The sequence below is a fragment of the Bacillaceae bacterium S4-13-56 genome (assembly GCA_040191315.1).
GTDB lineage: Bacteria > Bacillota > Bacilli > Bacillales > JAWJLM01 > JAWJLM01.
On the sequence record JAWJLM010000042.1, the window covers coordinates 1 to 15,849 of the forward strand.

The following is a 15,849-nucleotide window of genomic DNA, read 5'->3' on the forward strand; positions in this document are numbered from 1 at the left end:
CCACCGAAAACATTTGTCGCAACACCGAACTGACTCGAAGGAGGCGAGCCCTCGTGAACCGTGTTTCCTTTGGGCCTACACGCTGTAGGTCACGTCGGCGTTGTCACACGATGTGACGGTTTTAGCCGACGATCCTTAATATCGATGAGGTCCACCGCCTTACGTCGATGATCAAGGGCGCTTGCGCTTTTCTTATACATGTGAGGGGATCATTCTAAATAAGTCCCCTGTTTGATATGATAGTTATAAGAAAAAACATAGAGGAAGGTTCAAAAATGGTCATTCTCAAAGATGATGAACGTCTAGATTACTTATTAGCGGATGAAACGATGAAAATAGTTCAAAGTCCAACTGTTTTTGCATTTTCATTAGATGCTGTGTTGCTTAGCCGATTTACTTATGTTCCTATTCAAAAAGGAAAAATTTTAGATTTATGCTCTGGTAATGGAGTGATTCCTTTACTTTTATCGAAACGGTCAAAAGCACAGATTACAGGAGTAGAGATTCAAGAACGATTGATGGATATGGCTATTCGTAGCGTGGAGTATAATAAACTGCAACACCAAATTAACATGATCCATGGTGATTTGAAGGACATGCCGAAACAGTTAGGGCATAGTCAGTTTGATTTAGTAACATGCAATCCTCCTTATTTCACGAAACCTACTGAAGATCAAATAAATGTAAATGAGCATTTAGCTATTGCGAGGCATGAGATATATTGTACGTTAGAGGATGTCGTTCGGGCGTGCAGTCTTCTAGTAAGGCCTGGAGGAAAGGTATCCATTGTTCATCGCCCAGGTCGTTTAGTGGACATGCTTACTTTATTTCGTAACTATCGACTAGAACCAAAAAGGATTCAATTTGTTTACCCAAAGGCAGGAAAGGATGCTAATATTCTTCTTGTGGAAGGGATTAGAGATGCAAATCCAGATTTGAAATTAATGCCCCCTTTGTATACATACGGAGAGGATGATTCCTATACAAAGGAAATGGAGGAAATTATTTATGGATTTTAAGCATTTTGTTTATATTTTGCAATGTAAGGATGATACTTATTATACGGGCTACACAAATGATCTTGAAAACAGACTAGAGGTACATGCTTCGGGCAAAGGGGCTAAATATACAAGAGGTAGGGGACCTTTTAAGTTAGTATATACTCAACAATTTCCGACAAAAGAATTGGCTATGCAAGAAGAATATCGTATAAAAAAATTATCAAGAGCCCAAAAGATTGAACTAATTGTAGGGATGAAAGGAGAAAAGGATGGTTCAGATACAGAAAAGTTTTCATCATAAGCAAGGGTCACTTTATTTAGTTCCTACTCCTATTGGTAACCTAGAGGATATAACAATTCGTGCCATCCAAACACTAAAAGATGTGGATTGGATTGCGGCAGAAGATACTCGGCAAACGAAGAAGCTTACCAATTATTTTGAAATATCTACCCCGTTAATCAGTTATCATGAACATAACAAACAAACTAAGGGAGAATGGTTATTAGAAGAGTTAAGGAAGGAAAAGAAAGTAGCCATCGTTACAGATGCGGGGATGCCGGGCATATCAGATCCAGGATATGAGCTTGTAAGAGACTCTATTTCAGAAGGAATCCCCGTAATCCCATTACCTGGTGCCAATGCGGCAACGACTTCTCTGATTGCCTCAGGTCTTCCAACAGATCATTTTTATTTTTTTGGTTTTTTGCCAAGGAAGAAAAAAGAAAGGCAGGAAGAACTGCACAATTTAAAATCTCTATCTTGCACTCTCTTGTTTTATGAATCCCCTCATCGTTTGAAAGATGCATTGGAGGATTTGTTGCAAGTTCTGGGGGATAGAAAGGCAGTTGTTGCAAGGGAATTAACAAAGCGTTTTGAGGAGTTTTCCAGAGGGAATCTTTCAGAGCAGATCGCTTGGGCAGAAGAAAAGCCAAAAGGTGAATTTTGTATATTAGTAGAGGGATCTACAAAGGAAGAGGAAGCAGAAAATGATTTATGGTGGTCTGCTTTATCAATGATAGACCATGTCGAACATTATATGGAAGAAAAAGACATAATGAGCAAGGAAGCTATAAAAATGGTTGCTAAAGATAGAAATCTCCCGAAGCGCGAGGTATATCAAGCTTACCACCAAATTAATTAGTATATGAAAAACCCTTATCAGCTGATAAGGGTTTTCTTAACTCTTACTTATTTAGTTTTTCTTGAATTTCTTTAATGAGGATTTCTGCTCCTTCTTCGCTAAGGATTAATTTACCATTAGCTAAAGTAAGGTTATTATCAGAAACTTCTCCAGTCACCTGACAAGTCATATTTGGCTTATACTTTTTAAGTATAATGCGATCATCATCCACGTAAATTTCAAGGGCATCTTTTTCATTGATTCCTAATGTGCGTCGTAATTCGATTGGAATAACTACACGCCCTAACTCGTCAACCTTTCGAACAATACCTGTAGATTTCATCTTACTTTTATCTCCTCTCAAAATATATCTTCGTCATTATTCGACATATTTCTATCTTCTTTTGTTTATAATACCAACGATTGCCAAAGACGTCAATTGTTTTATTCTCCATTTTTATATGAAATGAATCAAAATGTGGAAATTTTTATACTAAAACAGGAAACCATCAACCATTTGTTGGGAAATACCTTTTTTTGTAATGAATCAGTTGAAGTCAATTCCTTAAATTTGATGGGTATTTTCGACATATACTGACATATTTCAATCTTTCTATAATTATAGAAGAAAGTAGAGTGAAATTTCCACTTTTAGATTGATTTAAATTGGAAATCCTGTGTGCTAAAAGATACAATAGAAGTTATATTAAAGGATACCTTACAGAATATTGGTTGTGATGAAGGAGGAACATACAATGGCAGAGGACAAAAAAACCTTTTACTTAACTACCCCTATTTATTATCCAAGTGGCAATTTGCATATTGGCCATGCCTATACAACAGTTGCAGGAGATGCCATGGCTCGATATAAACGTCTACGAGGCTATGACGTTATGTACTTAACTGGAACAGATGAGCATGGGCAAAAGATTCAACGAAAGGCTGAAGAAAAAGGGGTTACTCCCCAACAATATGTAGATGACATCGTTTCAGGGATAAAAGATCTCTGGAAAAAACTTGATATCTCTTATGATGACTTTATACGTACGACAGAAGATCGTCATAAAGAAGCGGTAGAGAAAATTTTTGCGAGGTTAATGGAAAAAGGTGATATTTATTTAGATCAATATGAAGGTTGGTATTGTACTCCTTGTGAGTCCTTTTTTACAGATCGTCAGCTATCTGAAGGAAACTGTCCAGACTGTGGGCGCCCGGTAGAAAAGGTAAAGGAGGAATCTTACTTTTTTAAAATGAGCAAATACGTCGATCGTCTCCTTGCTTATTACGAAGAAAACCCAACCTTTATCCAGCCGGAGTCCCGCAAAAATGAAATGATTAATAATTTTATTAAGCCGGGATTAGAAGATTTAGCTGTCTCTAGAACCACATTTGATTGGGGAATAAAGGTACCTGGGAACCCAAAACATGTCATCTATGTTTGGATGGATGCCCTAAGTAACTATATAACAGCTTTAGGGTATGGAACCGATCAAGATGAGCGTTATCAAAATTATTGGCCTGCAGATGTTCATCTGGTTGGAAAAGAAATCGTTCGTTTCCATACAATTTATTGGCCAATTATGCTAATGGCCTTAGATTTGCCGTTACCAAAAAAAGTATTTGCTCACGGTTGGTTATTAATGAAGGATGGCAAAATGTCAAAATCCAAAGGGAATGTCGTGGATCCTGTCTCGTTAATCGACCGTTATGGATTAGATGCACTTCGTTATTACCTTCTACGTGAAGTCCCATTTGGCTCAGATGGCGTTTTTACTCCAGAGGGCTTTGTCGAAAGAACCAACTATGATCTAGCTAACGATTTAGGAAATTTGTTAAATCGTGCAGTTGCCATGATTGAGCGCTACTTTGATGGCGAAATCCCAGCTTTTAAACAGGGTGAGACAGATTTCGACATTCAGCTTGAAAAATTAGCGACTGACACGAAGAGACGAGTAGAGAATGCTATGGAAGATATGGAGTTTTCAGTTGCCCTCTCTTCTTTATGGCAATTTGTAAGCAGAACGAACAAGTATATCGATGAAACTCAACCATGGGTATTAGCAAAAGATGAGGAAAAAAAAGGTCGTCTTGGTAATGTTTTGGCTCATCTTGCTGAATCACTACGTCAAATGGGAATTATGTTACAACCATTTTTGACGACTACGCCTCAACAAATTTTTAATCAGCTTGGAATTGGTGAGACAAAAGATCTCCAAAGTTGGGAAAGTTTAGAGGAATTTGGACTAATTAAAGAGGGTACCAAAGTTCAAAAGGATGACCCGATTTTCCCTCGACTAGATCAAGAAGAGGAAATCAAAGCCATTAAAGATATGATGGCGCCACCTGCACCACCTAAAGAAGAGGTTCAGGTGGAAGAGGAACAGTCAGAAATTACTATTGATGACTTTATGAAAGTTGATTTAAGAGTAGCGGAGGTCATTCAAGCAGAAAGAGTTAAGAAGGCAGATAAGCTTCTTAAAATTCAATTGGATTTAGGTTTTGAAAAAAGGCAGGTAGTCTCAGGAATTGCTAAGCATTATAGTCCTGAAGATTTAATTGGAAAAAAGGTTATTTGTGTGATGAATTTAAAACCTGTGAAATTAAGAGGCGAGCTTTCACAAGGAATGATTTTAGCGGGTAGTGATGAAGACGGTGGTTTATCATTAGCTACTGTCGATTCCTCCCTTCCAAATGGATCAAAAGTAAAGTAAGAATGGAAGAGCATCCCTTTGGGGTGCTTTTCCTTCTAATATAAAGAGGAGTGTTAATCATGTTGTTTGATACCCATGTGCATCTGAACGTAGCTCAATTTGCTGATGATTATGAAGAAGTGATACAAAGAGCAAGAGCTGCAGGAGTAGAAAATATGATAGTTGTTGGTTTCGATAGGGAGACAATTCCAGCAGCTATTGAACTTGCTGAAGCCTATAATTTTATATATGCTGCTGTTGGCTGGCATCCAGTTGATGCTATTGATATGGAAGAAGAAGATCTCCTTTGGTTAGAAGAGCTGTCAAGTCATCCTAAAGTTGTCGCACTAGGAGAGATGGGTCTGGACTATCATTGGGATAAGTCTCCAAAGGACATACAGAAAGATGTTTTTCGTAAACAAATTCAACTAGCAAAAAAAGTGAAGCTTCCAATTGTTATTCATAACCGGGAAGCTACTCAAGATATTGTTGATATATTGAAAGAGGAAGATGCTTCAGAAGTTGGGGGAATCATGCACTGCTTTAGCGGCTCGGTGGAGGTAGCAGAGGAATGTGTCGACATGAATTTTATGATTTCCTTAGGTGGTCCAGTAACCTTCAAAAATGCAAAGAAGCCAAAGGAAGTAGCAGAAGCAATTCCATTAGAAAAGCTACTTATTGAGACAGATTGTCCGTTTTTGACTCCTCATCCTTATCGAGGAAAAAGAAATGAACCTAGTTATGTAAAATTAATAGCTGAAAAAATAGCAGAATTAAAAGGAATTACCTACGAAGAAGTATCTAAAATTACGACAAAAAATGCACAAAATGTTTTTAAAATCAAGTGATTTTTTTCGGATGCAATAGAAATATGACAACGTATGCATAAAAGTGTCATCATTTCTATGTATATTTTTTATATGAAAATGGGCATAATGAAAGAAGCTAGTTTTTTTCTAGCTTCTTTTTTGTATATTAAAAACATAAGATATTAGATATAGCCTTTTCTTATGTAAATGCGTTGGGTGTTGACAGGCAATCTATAAGTCTATATAATACACTGCGTACAAAGGAGGCAAGACTTTATGAAAATTTTAACAAATTTAGAGTCAGCCAAAGGCATCTTAAGAAAGCCCAAAACGATTCTAATCTTGTTAAGTTCTATAGTATTTTTTGCCTTGTTTGGGATCATTACATATGAAGCAACCAAAGCAGAAATCACAATCACAGTAGACGACAAGGAATCAATTGTTTACACACATGCAAATACAGTTGAGGATTTGTTAAACAAACTAGATATTGAATTAGGAACTTATGACGAAGTATCCCCTGAAAAGGATACGTTGATTTCAGATGGCATGGAAGTTAATTACAAGAAAGCTAAAGAAGTGACTGTAACAATCGAAGATAAATCCGACCAATACTATACAACCGCTAATACAGTTGAGGAATTTCTAAGAAAAGCTGGAATCCATATAACGGATCAAGATCGTGTGACTCCAGGCAGAAAGGCAGCTATTGAGAAAGGGCTAAATGTTCAAATTACCCCTGCGATACAGGTTACCATTCAAGATGGGGAAAACGAGCAAAAAGTATGGACGACATCTGACACAGTGAGTGCATTGCTTGAGCAGGAAAAAGTAAAACTTAGCGAATTTGACCGTATCTCGCCAGAGCTAGATTCAACTCTTAAGGAAGATGCAACCGTAAAAATTACAAGAGTTGAAAAGGTAACAGATGTAGTTGAAGAGCCGATAGACTATGTAGTAGAAAAACAAAAAGATAGTTCCTTGACTAGAGGTAAAGAAAAGGTTATTCAACAAGGTGAAAAAGGATTAGTTACTAAAACTTATGAAGTAACCCTTGAAAATGGTGTGGAAGTCGAACGAACACTAGTTGAGGAAGAAATTAAAAAAGAAAGCAAAACACAAATTGTTGCAGTGGGAACAAAGGAACCATTTATTACTGTTTCCCGTAGTGACAGTGAGTTTTCAATGGAATTGTCGATGGTTGCCACAGCTTATACGGAAAAGTGTAATGGATGTAGTGGAATTACTTCTACAGAAATTGATTTGCGTAATAAGCCAGATGCAAAAGTTGTTGCAGTTGATCCGGATGTTATACCTTTAGGTTCAAAAGTTTGGGTAGAAGGATATGGCAATGCTATAGCTGGAGATACCGGTAGAGACATTAAAGGTAATCGGATTGACTTATTTTATCATTCCTCAGTGTATAATTTTGATTATGGAATACGACGTGTAAAAGTTAAGGTTTATAAGTAAAAGCGGAGGATTTATCCTCTGCTTTTTTCCTTTTTGGTGTACACTATAAAAAAACTAAGGGTTTATTTTGGAGGATTTGAAAGTGATCAAAGAAATCATCGTTGTTGAAGGAAAAGATGATACAACAGCAGTCAAGCGAGCTGTTGGTGCGGATACGATAGAAACGAACGGTTCTGCTATCAACGAAGAAACAATAAGTCAAATACGTCATGCACAACAAAAAAGAGGAGTCATCATTTTTACAGACCCTGATTATCCCGGACAAAGAATTCGGAGTATGATTGATCAGCAAGTAAAGGGTTGTAAACATGCTTTTTTACCAAGAGAAAAAGCGATTAGTAAAAAAGGTTTAGGAATTGAACATGCTTCCGATGAAGCGATTCGAGAAGCACTAGAAACGGTGTATGAACGCATTGATCATCCCATTAATGAAGAATTTACAAAAATGGACTTAATTGATTTTGGTTTAATTGGATTTGATCAGGCTAAAGATAGAAGGAAAAGGCTAGGGAACATTCTTCATATTGGTTTTGTGAATGGAAAACAGTTAATCAAGCGTCTGAATATGTTCCAAATCTCTCGTCAAGAATTTGAAGAAGCTATGGAGACCATTTATCAGGAGGAACAAAGGGATGGATAGTGAAAGAGCAATAGGGACTCCTTCTAAAACGAAAGAAGTCCTACAAAAACACGGTTTTTCATTTAAGAAAAGTCTTGGGCAAAATTTTATTGTAGATTCAAACATCTTAGAGAATATAGTAGACAAAGCAGGGGTCCATTCGAACAGTGGTGTCATTGAGATTGGACCTGGAATCGGAGCATTAACCGAGCATCTTGCTAAAAAGGCAAAAAAGGTCCTTGCATTTGAAATAGATCAACGCTTGCTTCCCATTCTCGAGGATTCTCTAAAAGATTATCCTGTGCAAATCATTCATCAGGATATTTTAAAAGCTGATGTGCAAAAAGAAATAAATACTTATTTATCTGAATGTAAAGACTTAAAGATTGTTGCTAATTTACCTTACTACATTACTACTCCTATCTTGATGAAGTTGTTAATGGACAAGCTCCCTGTAAGTTCAATCACTGTTATGATTCAGAAGGAAGTTGCTGAGCGTATGGCCGCTAAGCCCAACACAAAAGCTTATGGCTCCCTTTCGATTGCTGTGCAGTATTATACAGAGGCTAAGGTCGTTATGACTGTTCCTAAAACTGTTTTTGTTCCGCCGCCGAATGTGGATTCTTCGATTTTGCATTTAACTTTAAGAAAGCAACCACCAGTGGAGGTTGCTGATGAAGAGCTCTTTTTTGAACTAGTTAAGGCTAGTTTTGCTCAAAGAAGAAAAACTTTAAATAATAATTTATCCAATCATTTCAAAGGAAAGTTAGAAAAGGATAAGATTCAAGAGATTTTAAAGAAAGCCCAGGTAGATCCAACAAGAAGAGGAGAATCTCTTACGATGAAGGAATTCGCAAATGTCACTAACACCCTTAAGGAGACCTTAGAACAAAATAATTAAAATATGGAACGTCTTGGTTTCCTTTTCATAGGCTAATTTAGATGGTGCTGTGGAGGAGGATCAAGATGGATTTCCAAAAAGGAGATTTGGTGACACGAAATTCCTACAAACATGATCTTTTATTTCGAGTTCAGGAAATAGGAGATGAAGGGAAGGTCTTATTATATGGTGAATTTGTGAGGTTGGAAGCTGATGCACCAATAGAAGATATTCATCGAGTGGATGAAGAACGTAGGGAGAAATGGAAGCGGGAGACCCAGGAAAAGGAGGATGTTTCCTTTCGTCTTTTCCGTCAGGATTATCAAATGATGCATGCTAAAAGAGAGCATGAAGTAATGGAGAGTAGTTCTACCTCACATTCCTATTTTCAACTTCCTTCTAAAGTTCTTCATATAGATGGAGATGCCATATATTTAAAAAAATGTATTCAATTATATCAAAGATTAGGCATTCAAATTCATGGGGTGCATGTGTCCGAAAAAGAAATGCCTCATCAAATTGGCGCTTTAATCGATAAAATAAATCCAGATATCGTAGTTATTACTGGGCACGATTCTTACTCAAAGAATAAAGGCCAAAAATCGGATTTGCGTGCTTATCGTCATTCCAAGTATTTTGTAGAAACAGTAAGAGAAGCTCGCAAAAAAGTACCTCATTTGGATCAACTTATTATCTTTGCAGGGGCCTGCCAATCTCATTTCGAATCACTTATCCGTGCAGGTGCCAACTTTGCAAGCTCTCCTTCAAGAGTTAATATACATGCCCTTGATCCTGTATATATAGCTGCAAAAATTAGCTATACGCCGTTTATGGAAAAAGTAAGGGTGTGGGATGTACTTCGAAACACTTTAACTGGCGAGAAAGGTCTTGGAGGGGTAGAAACAAGGGGATTACTACGTACGGGAATGCCATATAATAGAGAAGAAATGGATTTATAATAAGATGAGGCTTATCACCATTAGGTTTGATGATAAGCCTTATTTTTATTCTGCATGAACGGGCAGTCAACCATGAAGCAAGCTTCACCAACAAGAATGAAAAACTTAATGTTTTATTTTCATGAAGTAATACCCCCTCAAATCTCAAGTGAAACGAAAAGAATAGCGGGGGGCTAAACTTCTCATAAATGTCCGATTGGTTCAAGGGCCATAGGTTATATCCTTGGGTGCTAACAATTAGTGGGGGGCGGCCACTGATTGAAGTTTCACTTTATAGGAAATTATAACTTTAGTCGGTGGATAGTACATCAAAAAATGTCGAAATATGTCCATATATCCGCAGTTTTTGGGGAATACAATACAAAGTCTAATAAAATTTTTACATATTTTTCACAGTTTTATGAAAGAATAACAACGAGCAAAAAAAATATGTTTATTTCGTTGACAGTTGGGAAATTCGACTGTTATAATATTATGTTTTATTTGACGGTTACGGGCTGTTGTGGTATAGTATTTATAGTGAGGTGGAGCACATTGGCGAAAACGTTAGTGGAAATCAAACAAGCTCTTGACGGACAAATTGGCAAGCGATTAACCCTAAAGGCAAATGGAGGAAGACGAAAAACCATCCAACGTAGTGGTGTCTTAGCAGAAACGTATCCTTCCGTCTTTATTGTAGAATTGGATCAGAATGAAAATTCGTTTGAAAGAGTGTCTTATAGTTATGCAGATGTATTAACGGAGACAGTAGAACTTAATTTCATCGAAGAATTAAACAGAATGGTGGTTGGAGAGCAGTAAACTTTGTTTACTGCTTTTTTGTTTTATCCTTCATGAACGAGCAGTCAATGATGAAGCAAGCTTTACCAACAAGGATGAAATTTTCATGGAAGTAATACCCATCTCAATTGTTAAGCGAAACAAAAAGGTAGGTGGGATAAATTGTCCGAAAATGACTGATTGGTTCAAGGGCCTTTAGGTCATACCCTTAGGTGCTAACAATCGTTGGGGGACGGCCACTGATTGAAGTTTCACTTTATTAGACTAAAAAAAGCTAGGAATGGGGCTTTTTTGAAAGATAAAATTTGTCTAGCTCCAGCGCCCTATCGACTAGAGACGGTTCCCTCCTCTCCATCGATAAGTCAACATCGATGAAGGAGGTTCGGTTAAAAACGCGACATCCGATTACTCGGCCCACCGAAAACATTTGTCGCAACACCGAACTGACTCGCAGGATGCGAGCCCTCGTGAACCGTGTTTCCTTTATCTCGGAGGATCGTAGGCTAAAACCGCCACATCGTGTGGCAACGCCTACGTGACCCACATCCTGTGGGCCTCACCGCCTTACGTCGATGATCAAGGGCGCTTGCGCTTTTCTAATGTATGTTAAAACCTTCCTCGAGTATGTTTTAGGGAACTACAAATAATAGGAATGTCGTAAACCTTATGAATAGAGAGGAGCTGTTTTCGAATGAGCAGACGTAGAGGTGTTATGTCTCCACAGCTTAAAGAGGAAATAGCAAAAGAACTTGGTTTTTACGACACGGTACAGAAAGAAGGTTGGGGCGGAATTAAAGCCCGTGACGCCGGAAACATGGTTAAGAGAGCCATTCAAATTGCCGAAGAACAACTTGCTAATGGTGGGCAGAACCGATAAGGGGCTGCCCCCTTTTTTAATGCAGATAGGAAAGTATAAAACTTTCCTATCTGCATAAGTGCAACTAAGGCATTCGCCACAAAGGCTTGGCGAATGCCAAGTTTTCTAATAAGAAAAGTAATCATTATGCCTCGCTTCACAGAGCCACTATCTACCATGAAAATAGATTCCTAATCAAACAAGGAGTATAAATCTTGTTCATCTTTGGGAATACCTTTAATAACAATATAGCCAGGTCGAAATAAACATTGGTAGCTCCTAAAAAAGGATACTCTGCATAAGAAACGGGTTGTGACGCTATAGAAGTACCATCTATTGTGACTAGATCACGTATACAAAAGTTTTACAGGGTCTTTTTTCATACAAAAGTATAAAATTTGTCAGCTCCAGCGAAAAAGCATCATCGAGTAATCTTCGCCCCGAGTAAGGAAAGCTACTTAGAGCTAATCTGCGGGGGATGGCCACTGATTGAAGTTTCACTTTATCTCGCTCGTTTGGTCTACCTTCTTTCATCCATGTTCAAGGGCACTTCCCCTTTCGAATAGATATTGATTCGTTTCTCAATTATGATACAATAACGAACGATAGGAAATAAAAGCAGGTGACAAGATGAAAGTAATGGAGAAGGCTCCAGCTAAAATAAATCTAGGGTTAGATGTTAAATATAAACGAGATGATGGATACCATGAAGTCGAAATGGTTATGACAACGGTAGACTTGGCTGATCGGATTGAATGTACACCTTTATCACAAAATAAAACAAAAATTGTTTCTCAGCATCGATTTGTCCCCAATGATGAAAAAAACTTAGCTTATCAAGTAGCAGAAGTACTTAAGAAAAGATTTAACATCCATTCTGGAGTAGAAATAAAGATTGATAAACAAATCCCGGTAGCAGCAGGGCTAGCTGGGGGTAGTAGTGATGCTGCTGCAACACTGCGTGCCCTCAACCGTTTGTGGCAGCTTAATCTTTCTTTAGATGAGCTTGCTGCTATTGGAGCAGAAATAGGCTCAGATGTTTCTTTTTGTGTTTATGGCGGGACGGCTATTGCTAGAGGACGTGGTGAATTGATTGAACATCTTCCCACGCCACCAAGCTGCTGGGTTGTTTTGGCTAAACCTAATTTAGGTGTATCAACTCAAACTGTATATCAACAATTAAAAGTGAAAGATATTAAACATCCTGAAATAGATCAAATTGTTCAAGGGATAAGAACTGGTAACTTCGAAAGAATCTGTGATCATGTAGGTAATGTATTGGAATCGGTTACACTAAAACTTCACCCAGAAGTTGCGTTAATTAAAAAACATATGGTCATTGGTGGAGCAGAAGCAGTCCTAATGAGCGGAAGCGGGCCAACCGTTTTTGCTCTTTCACAATATGAATCTAGGGTAGAACGATTATACAATAGCCTTCGGGGATTTTGTGAGGAAGTTTTTGTTGTTCGGTTATTAGGATAACTCTTTATGGACCTCTATCCCGCATGAACGGGCAGTCGTACCCTCACCTCAAGTCTTAAGTGAAACGAAAAGAGTAGGTAGGGGATGAACTCTCATGAAAATAAAACATTGAATTTTCATCCTTGTTGGTGAAGCTTTTTTCATGGCTGGTTGCCCGTAAATGTCCGATTGGTTCAAGGGCCTTTAGTTCATACCCTTGGGTGCTAATAATCAGTGGGGACGGCCGCTGATAGATTTAAGTTTCACTTTATTGAAAAATTCCGTACAAAAGTGATATATTATAGTAAAATTATTCGGATTTTGAGGTGTGGCCATGAAAAGAAGTGGACGATTAATTGCTATGACGCACTATTTATTAGACAGGCCCCATAGTCTTGTTTCTTTACCTTATTTCTCGGAAAAGTTTCACTCGGCAAAATCCTCGATAAGTGAGGATTTAGCTATTATCGACGAAAAGTTTCAGGAAATGGGAATCGGATATTTAGAAACCATATCTGGTGCAAGAGGTGGTGTGAAATACATACCAAAGGTTCAGCAAACAGATAGTAATGAATTCGCGGAGTGGTTGTGTCAAAGATTAGAGGAACAGGAGCGGCTCCTCCCAGGTGGATATTTATTCATGAGTGATTTATTAGGTAAGCCAGATGTAGTCAAAAAGATTGGAAGACTTTTTGCTTCTCAAATGGAAGGTAAGCCTGTTGACTATGTAATGACCGTCGCTACGAAAGGGATACCATTAGCTTATGGAGTTGCGGGTTTTTTGAATGTTCCGGTGGTAATTGTACGAAGAGACCCTAAAGTTACAGAAGGCTCAACAGTGAGCATTAACTATGTTTCTGGGTCCTCCCGAAAGATTCAAACAATGGTACTTCCAAAAAGAAGTTTAAAAGAAGGTGCCAATGTTTTCATAGTCGATGACTTTATGAAGGCTGGCGGAACTATTAATGGTATGAAAAGTTTATTAAACGAATTTAACGCAACAGTTGCGGGTATTGGAGTACTTGTTGAAGCTGAAGATGAAGATGAAGATCGTGTAGTCGATGAGTACACGTCTATTCTGAAAGTGAAAAAAGTAGATGAAAAGAACCGTAGCATTGAAATGCAAAAAGGAAACTATTTTGACAAATAAATAATTTTATAGATAAAAAACAGGATTAAAATGTTCGAAAAATGGGAATAATACGGATATTTTTAAAAAAAGTTAGAAAAACTTGCAAGAATAGAAGGATTTTGTTCGTTAATTGTTGAATAGATGGTAATAAGTTCTATAGGAAAAAGGTGGTGAAACATGATGGAAGTGACTGACGTAAGATTACGCCGCGTAAGTACCGAAGGAAGAATGAGAGCGATTGCATCTATTACATTGGATCAGGAATTTGTGGTTCATGATATCCGTGTGATTGACGGAAACAACGGGTTATTTGTAGCAATGCCAAGTAAAAGGACTCCTGACGGGGAATTTAGGGATATTGCGCACCCAATTAATTCAACCACTCGTGCCAAAATTCAAGATGCAGTTCTAGAGGAATATCACCGTGCAGGCGAGGTAGAAGAGGTAACTTACGAAGAAGCAGGTGCTTCGTAGGATTCACCGAACAACAGCAGGAGTCTAATCTAATGAGGTTAGGCTTCTTTTATTTGTTTTTTGGTAGTCGTTTTTTGTTTTCCCTCATCAACTATCATCTTCCCTCTTAAACTCACCTTATGTATATTTTACAAGTTTCTTAATGTTGAAAAGAATTGTATTTTAAGATATATTCGTAATGGACTAAATGGACGGAGGGAACTTATGATCAATCGATTTGCGGTGGTTTTGGCTGCTGGACAAGGCACTAGAATGAAATCAAAACTATATAAAGTGCTCCATCCTGTTTGTGGGAAGCCAATGGTGGAGCATGTAGTTGACCAATTAAGATTATCTCAGTTTACTGAAATTGTAACAGTAGTGGGCTTTGGGGCTGAAAAGGTAAAAGAACAACTTGGAGGCAAAAGTCAATTTGTCATTCAAGAACAACAGCTAGGAACAGGTCACGCTGTTCAAATGGCTGCACCTTTAATCAAGGATAAACAAGGAACAACTATCGTTATTTGTGGGGATACACCACTTCTTACAGCAGAAACTTTAAATTCCTTGTTGCAGCATCACGAGGAGTCAAAAGCTAAGGCGACAGTATTAACCGCTTGTGTTGAGGATCCGACAGGCTACGGAAGAATTATTAGAGATGAAAACGGACTTGTTGAGCGGATTGTCGAACAAAAAGACGCCTCAGAACAGGAACAAAGCATTCAAGAAATTAATACTGGAACCTATTGTTTTGATAATGAAGCTCTGTTCTCTGCCTTAGAGAAGGTATCTAATGATAATGCTCAAGGTGAATACTATTTACCTGATGTTATGGGAATATTAAGAAGACAAAACGAAATTATTAGTGCCTATCAAACCCCTCATTTTGAAGAAACCATAGGAGTGAATGATCGAGTTGCCTTATCAGAAGCAGAACGAATCATGCGCCGACGGATTAATCGTAAACATATGAAAAATGGAGTTACCATTCTAGATCCAGAAAATACTTATATCGATAGTGATGTGCAAATAGGCCGTGATACGATCGTCCATCCAGGTACTATAATAAAAGGAAATACGGTGATTGGGGAAGATGTAGAGATCGGACCTCACTCTGAAATTCGTGATTGTCAAATAGGAAATGGAACAGTGATTAAGCAAAGTGTTGCTCATGATAGTCAAATTGGGGAGCGGGTACAGATAGGGCCGTTTGCCCATATTAGACTAGAAACTTCCATTGAAGACCAAGCTAGAATTGGAAATTTTGTTGAAATGAAAAAAACAGCATTTGGTAAGGGCTCTAAAGCCTCCCATTTAAGCTATATTGGTGATGCTGAAATAGGAGAATCAGTTAACTTAGGTTGTGGTTCTATTACGGTTAATTATGATGGAAAAAATAAATATAAGACAGTGGTAGAGGACCATGCATTTATTGGGTGTAATGCAAATTTAGTAGCACCAGTGATTATTGGAAAAGGTGCCTTTGTTGCAGCTGGGTCGACAATTAATAAAAATGTACCAGCAGAGGCTTTATCTATTGCTAGAGCGCGTCAAACAAATAAAGAAGGTTATGCAGCTAAGATTCAGCAAAAGAAAAAAGATTAATGGAGGTTTC

General features: G+C 37.9%; 16 protein-coding genes. 15 read left to right on the plus strand and 1 reads right to left on the minus strand.

All coding sequences use genetic code 11. From position 1 onward, the window contains the following. Positions 1–275: 275 nt before the first annotated feature. From RZN25_11840 to rsmI, 3 genes are read left to right on the plus strand one after another with little or no spacing between them, the layout of a single operon-like run. Entirely contained in the window at positions 276–1,019 is a 744-nt protein-coding gene (locus RZN25_11840) for a tRNA1(Val) (adenine(37)-N6)-methyltransferase (GenBank protein ID MEQ6377508.1), read from the plus strand. After that, positions 1,009–1,302, plus strand: a complete 294-nt coding sequence (locus RZN25_11845; protein ID MEQ6377509.1) for a GIY-YIG nuclease family protein — start codon at positions 1,009–1,011, stop codon at positions 1,300–1,302. Before RZN25_11840 ends, RZN25_11845 begins: the two co-directional genes overlap by 11 nt. After that, positions 1,271–2,143: a 16S rRNA (cytidine(1402)-2'-O)-methyltransferase gene (gene rsmI, locus RZN25_11850; protein MEQ6377510.1), complete on the plus strand. Its 873-nt coding sequence runs from the start codon at positions 1,271–1,273 to the stop codon at positions 2,141–2,143. The genes RZN25_11845 and rsmI overlap by 32 nt, the downstream gene beginning before the upstream one ends. A 43-nt stretch (positions 2,144–2,186) precedes the next feature. On the opposite strand, the gene RZN25_11855 is transcribed toward rsmI, so the two are convergent. Beyond that, on the minus strand, positions 2,187–2,465 hold the full coding sequence (locus RZN25_11855; protein MEQ6377511.1) for an AbrB/MazE/SpoVT family DNA-binding domain-containing protein: 279 nt from the start codon (positions 2,463–2,465) through the stop codon (positions 2,187–2,189). A 394-nt stretch (positions 2,466–2,859) separates the two neighbouring features. Between RZN25_11855 and metG the strand changes: the two genes are divergently transcribed. The 12 genes from metG to glmU all read left to right on the plus strand — a co-directional run bounded on the left by metG (position 2,860) and on the right by glmU (position 15,839). Then, entirely contained in the window at positions 2,860–4,833 is a 1,974-nt protein-coding gene (metG, locus tag RZN25_11860; GenBank protein MEQ6377512.1) for a methionine--tRNA ligase, read from the plus strand. Positions 4,834–4,892: 59 nt separating this feature from the next. Beyond that, positions 4,893–5,660 carry a TatD family hydrolase gene (locus RZN25_11865; protein MEQ6377513.1) on the plus strand — a complete coding sequence of 256 codons (768 nt, stop codon included), beginning with the start codon at positions 4,893–4,895 and terminating at the stop codon, positions 5,658–5,660. Between the two features lie 237 nt (positions 5,661–5,897). After that, the gene (locus RZN25_11870; protein ID MEQ6377514.1) at positions 5,898–7,094 is read left to right on the plus strand and encodes a ubiquitin-like domain-containing protein; all 1,197 of its coding nucleotides are present in this window, start codon (positions 5,898–5,900) and stop codon (positions 7,092–7,094) included. Between the two features lie 67 nt (positions 7,095–7,161). After that, positions 7,162–7,734 (plus strand): ribonuclease M5, encoded by a 573-nt coding sequence (gene rnmV, locus RZN25_11875; protein MEQ6377515.1) that lies wholly within the window; start codon positions 7,162–7,164, stop codon positions 7,732–7,734. Beyond that, entirely contained in the window at positions 7,727–8,614 is an 888-nt protein-coding gene (gene rsmA / locus RZN25_11880) for a 16S rRNA (adenine(1518)-N(6)/adenine(1519)-N(6))-dimethyltransferase RsmA (protein MEQ6377516.1), read from the plus strand. The genes rnmV and rsmA overlap by 8 nt, the downstream gene beginning before the upstream one ends. 65 nt (positions 8,615–8,679) lie before the next feature. Beyond that, the gene (yabG, locus tag RZN25_11885) at positions 8,680–9,552 is read left to right on the plus strand and encodes a sporulation peptidase YabG (GenBank protein ID MEQ6377517.1); all 873 of its coding nucleotides are present in this window, start codon (positions 8,680–8,682) and stop codon (positions 9,550–9,552) included. 534 nt (positions 9,553–10,086) lie between these two features. Continuing rightward, positions 10,087–10,353 (plus strand): Veg family protein, encoded by a 267-nt coding sequence (locus RZN25_11890; protein ID MEQ6377518.1) that lies wholly within the window; start codon positions 10,087–10,089, stop codon positions 10,351–10,353. A 670-nt stretch (positions 10,354–11,023) separates the two neighbouring features. Next, entirely contained in the window at positions 11,024–11,209 is a 186-nt protein-coding gene (locus RZN25_11895) for a small, acid-soluble spore protein, alpha/beta type (protein MEQ6377519.1), read from the plus strand. 609 nt (positions 11,210–11,818) lie between these two features. Further along, positions 11,819–12,670 (plus strand): 4-(cytidine 5'-diphospho)-2-C-methyl-D-erythritol kinase, encoded by an 852-nt coding sequence (ispE, locus tag RZN25_11900; GenBank protein MEQ6377520.1) that lies wholly within the window; start codon positions 11,819–11,821, stop codon positions 12,668–12,670. A gap of 313 nt (positions 12,671–12,983) precedes the next feature. Next, entirely contained in the window at positions 12,984–13,799 is an 816-nt protein-coding gene (gene purR, locus RZN25_11905) for a pur operon repressor (GenBank protein MEQ6377521.1), read from the plus strand. A gap of 162 nt (positions 13,800–13,961) precedes the next feature. Further along, entirely contained in the window at positions 13,962–14,255 is a 294-nt protein-coding gene (gene spoVG / locus RZN25_11910) for a septation regulator SpoVG (GenBank protein ID MEQ6377522.1), read from the plus strand. A gap of 204 nt (positions 14,256–14,459) precedes the next feature. Beyond that, positions 14,460–15,839, plus strand: coding sequence for a bifunctional UDP-N-acetylglucosamine diphosphorylase/glucosamine-1-phosphate N-acetyltransferase GlmU (glmU, locus tag RZN25_11915; protein MEQ6377523.1), 1,380 nt, complete (start codon positions 14,460–14,462; stop codon positions 15,837–15,839). Positions 15,840–15,849 lie beyond the last annotated feature (10 nt).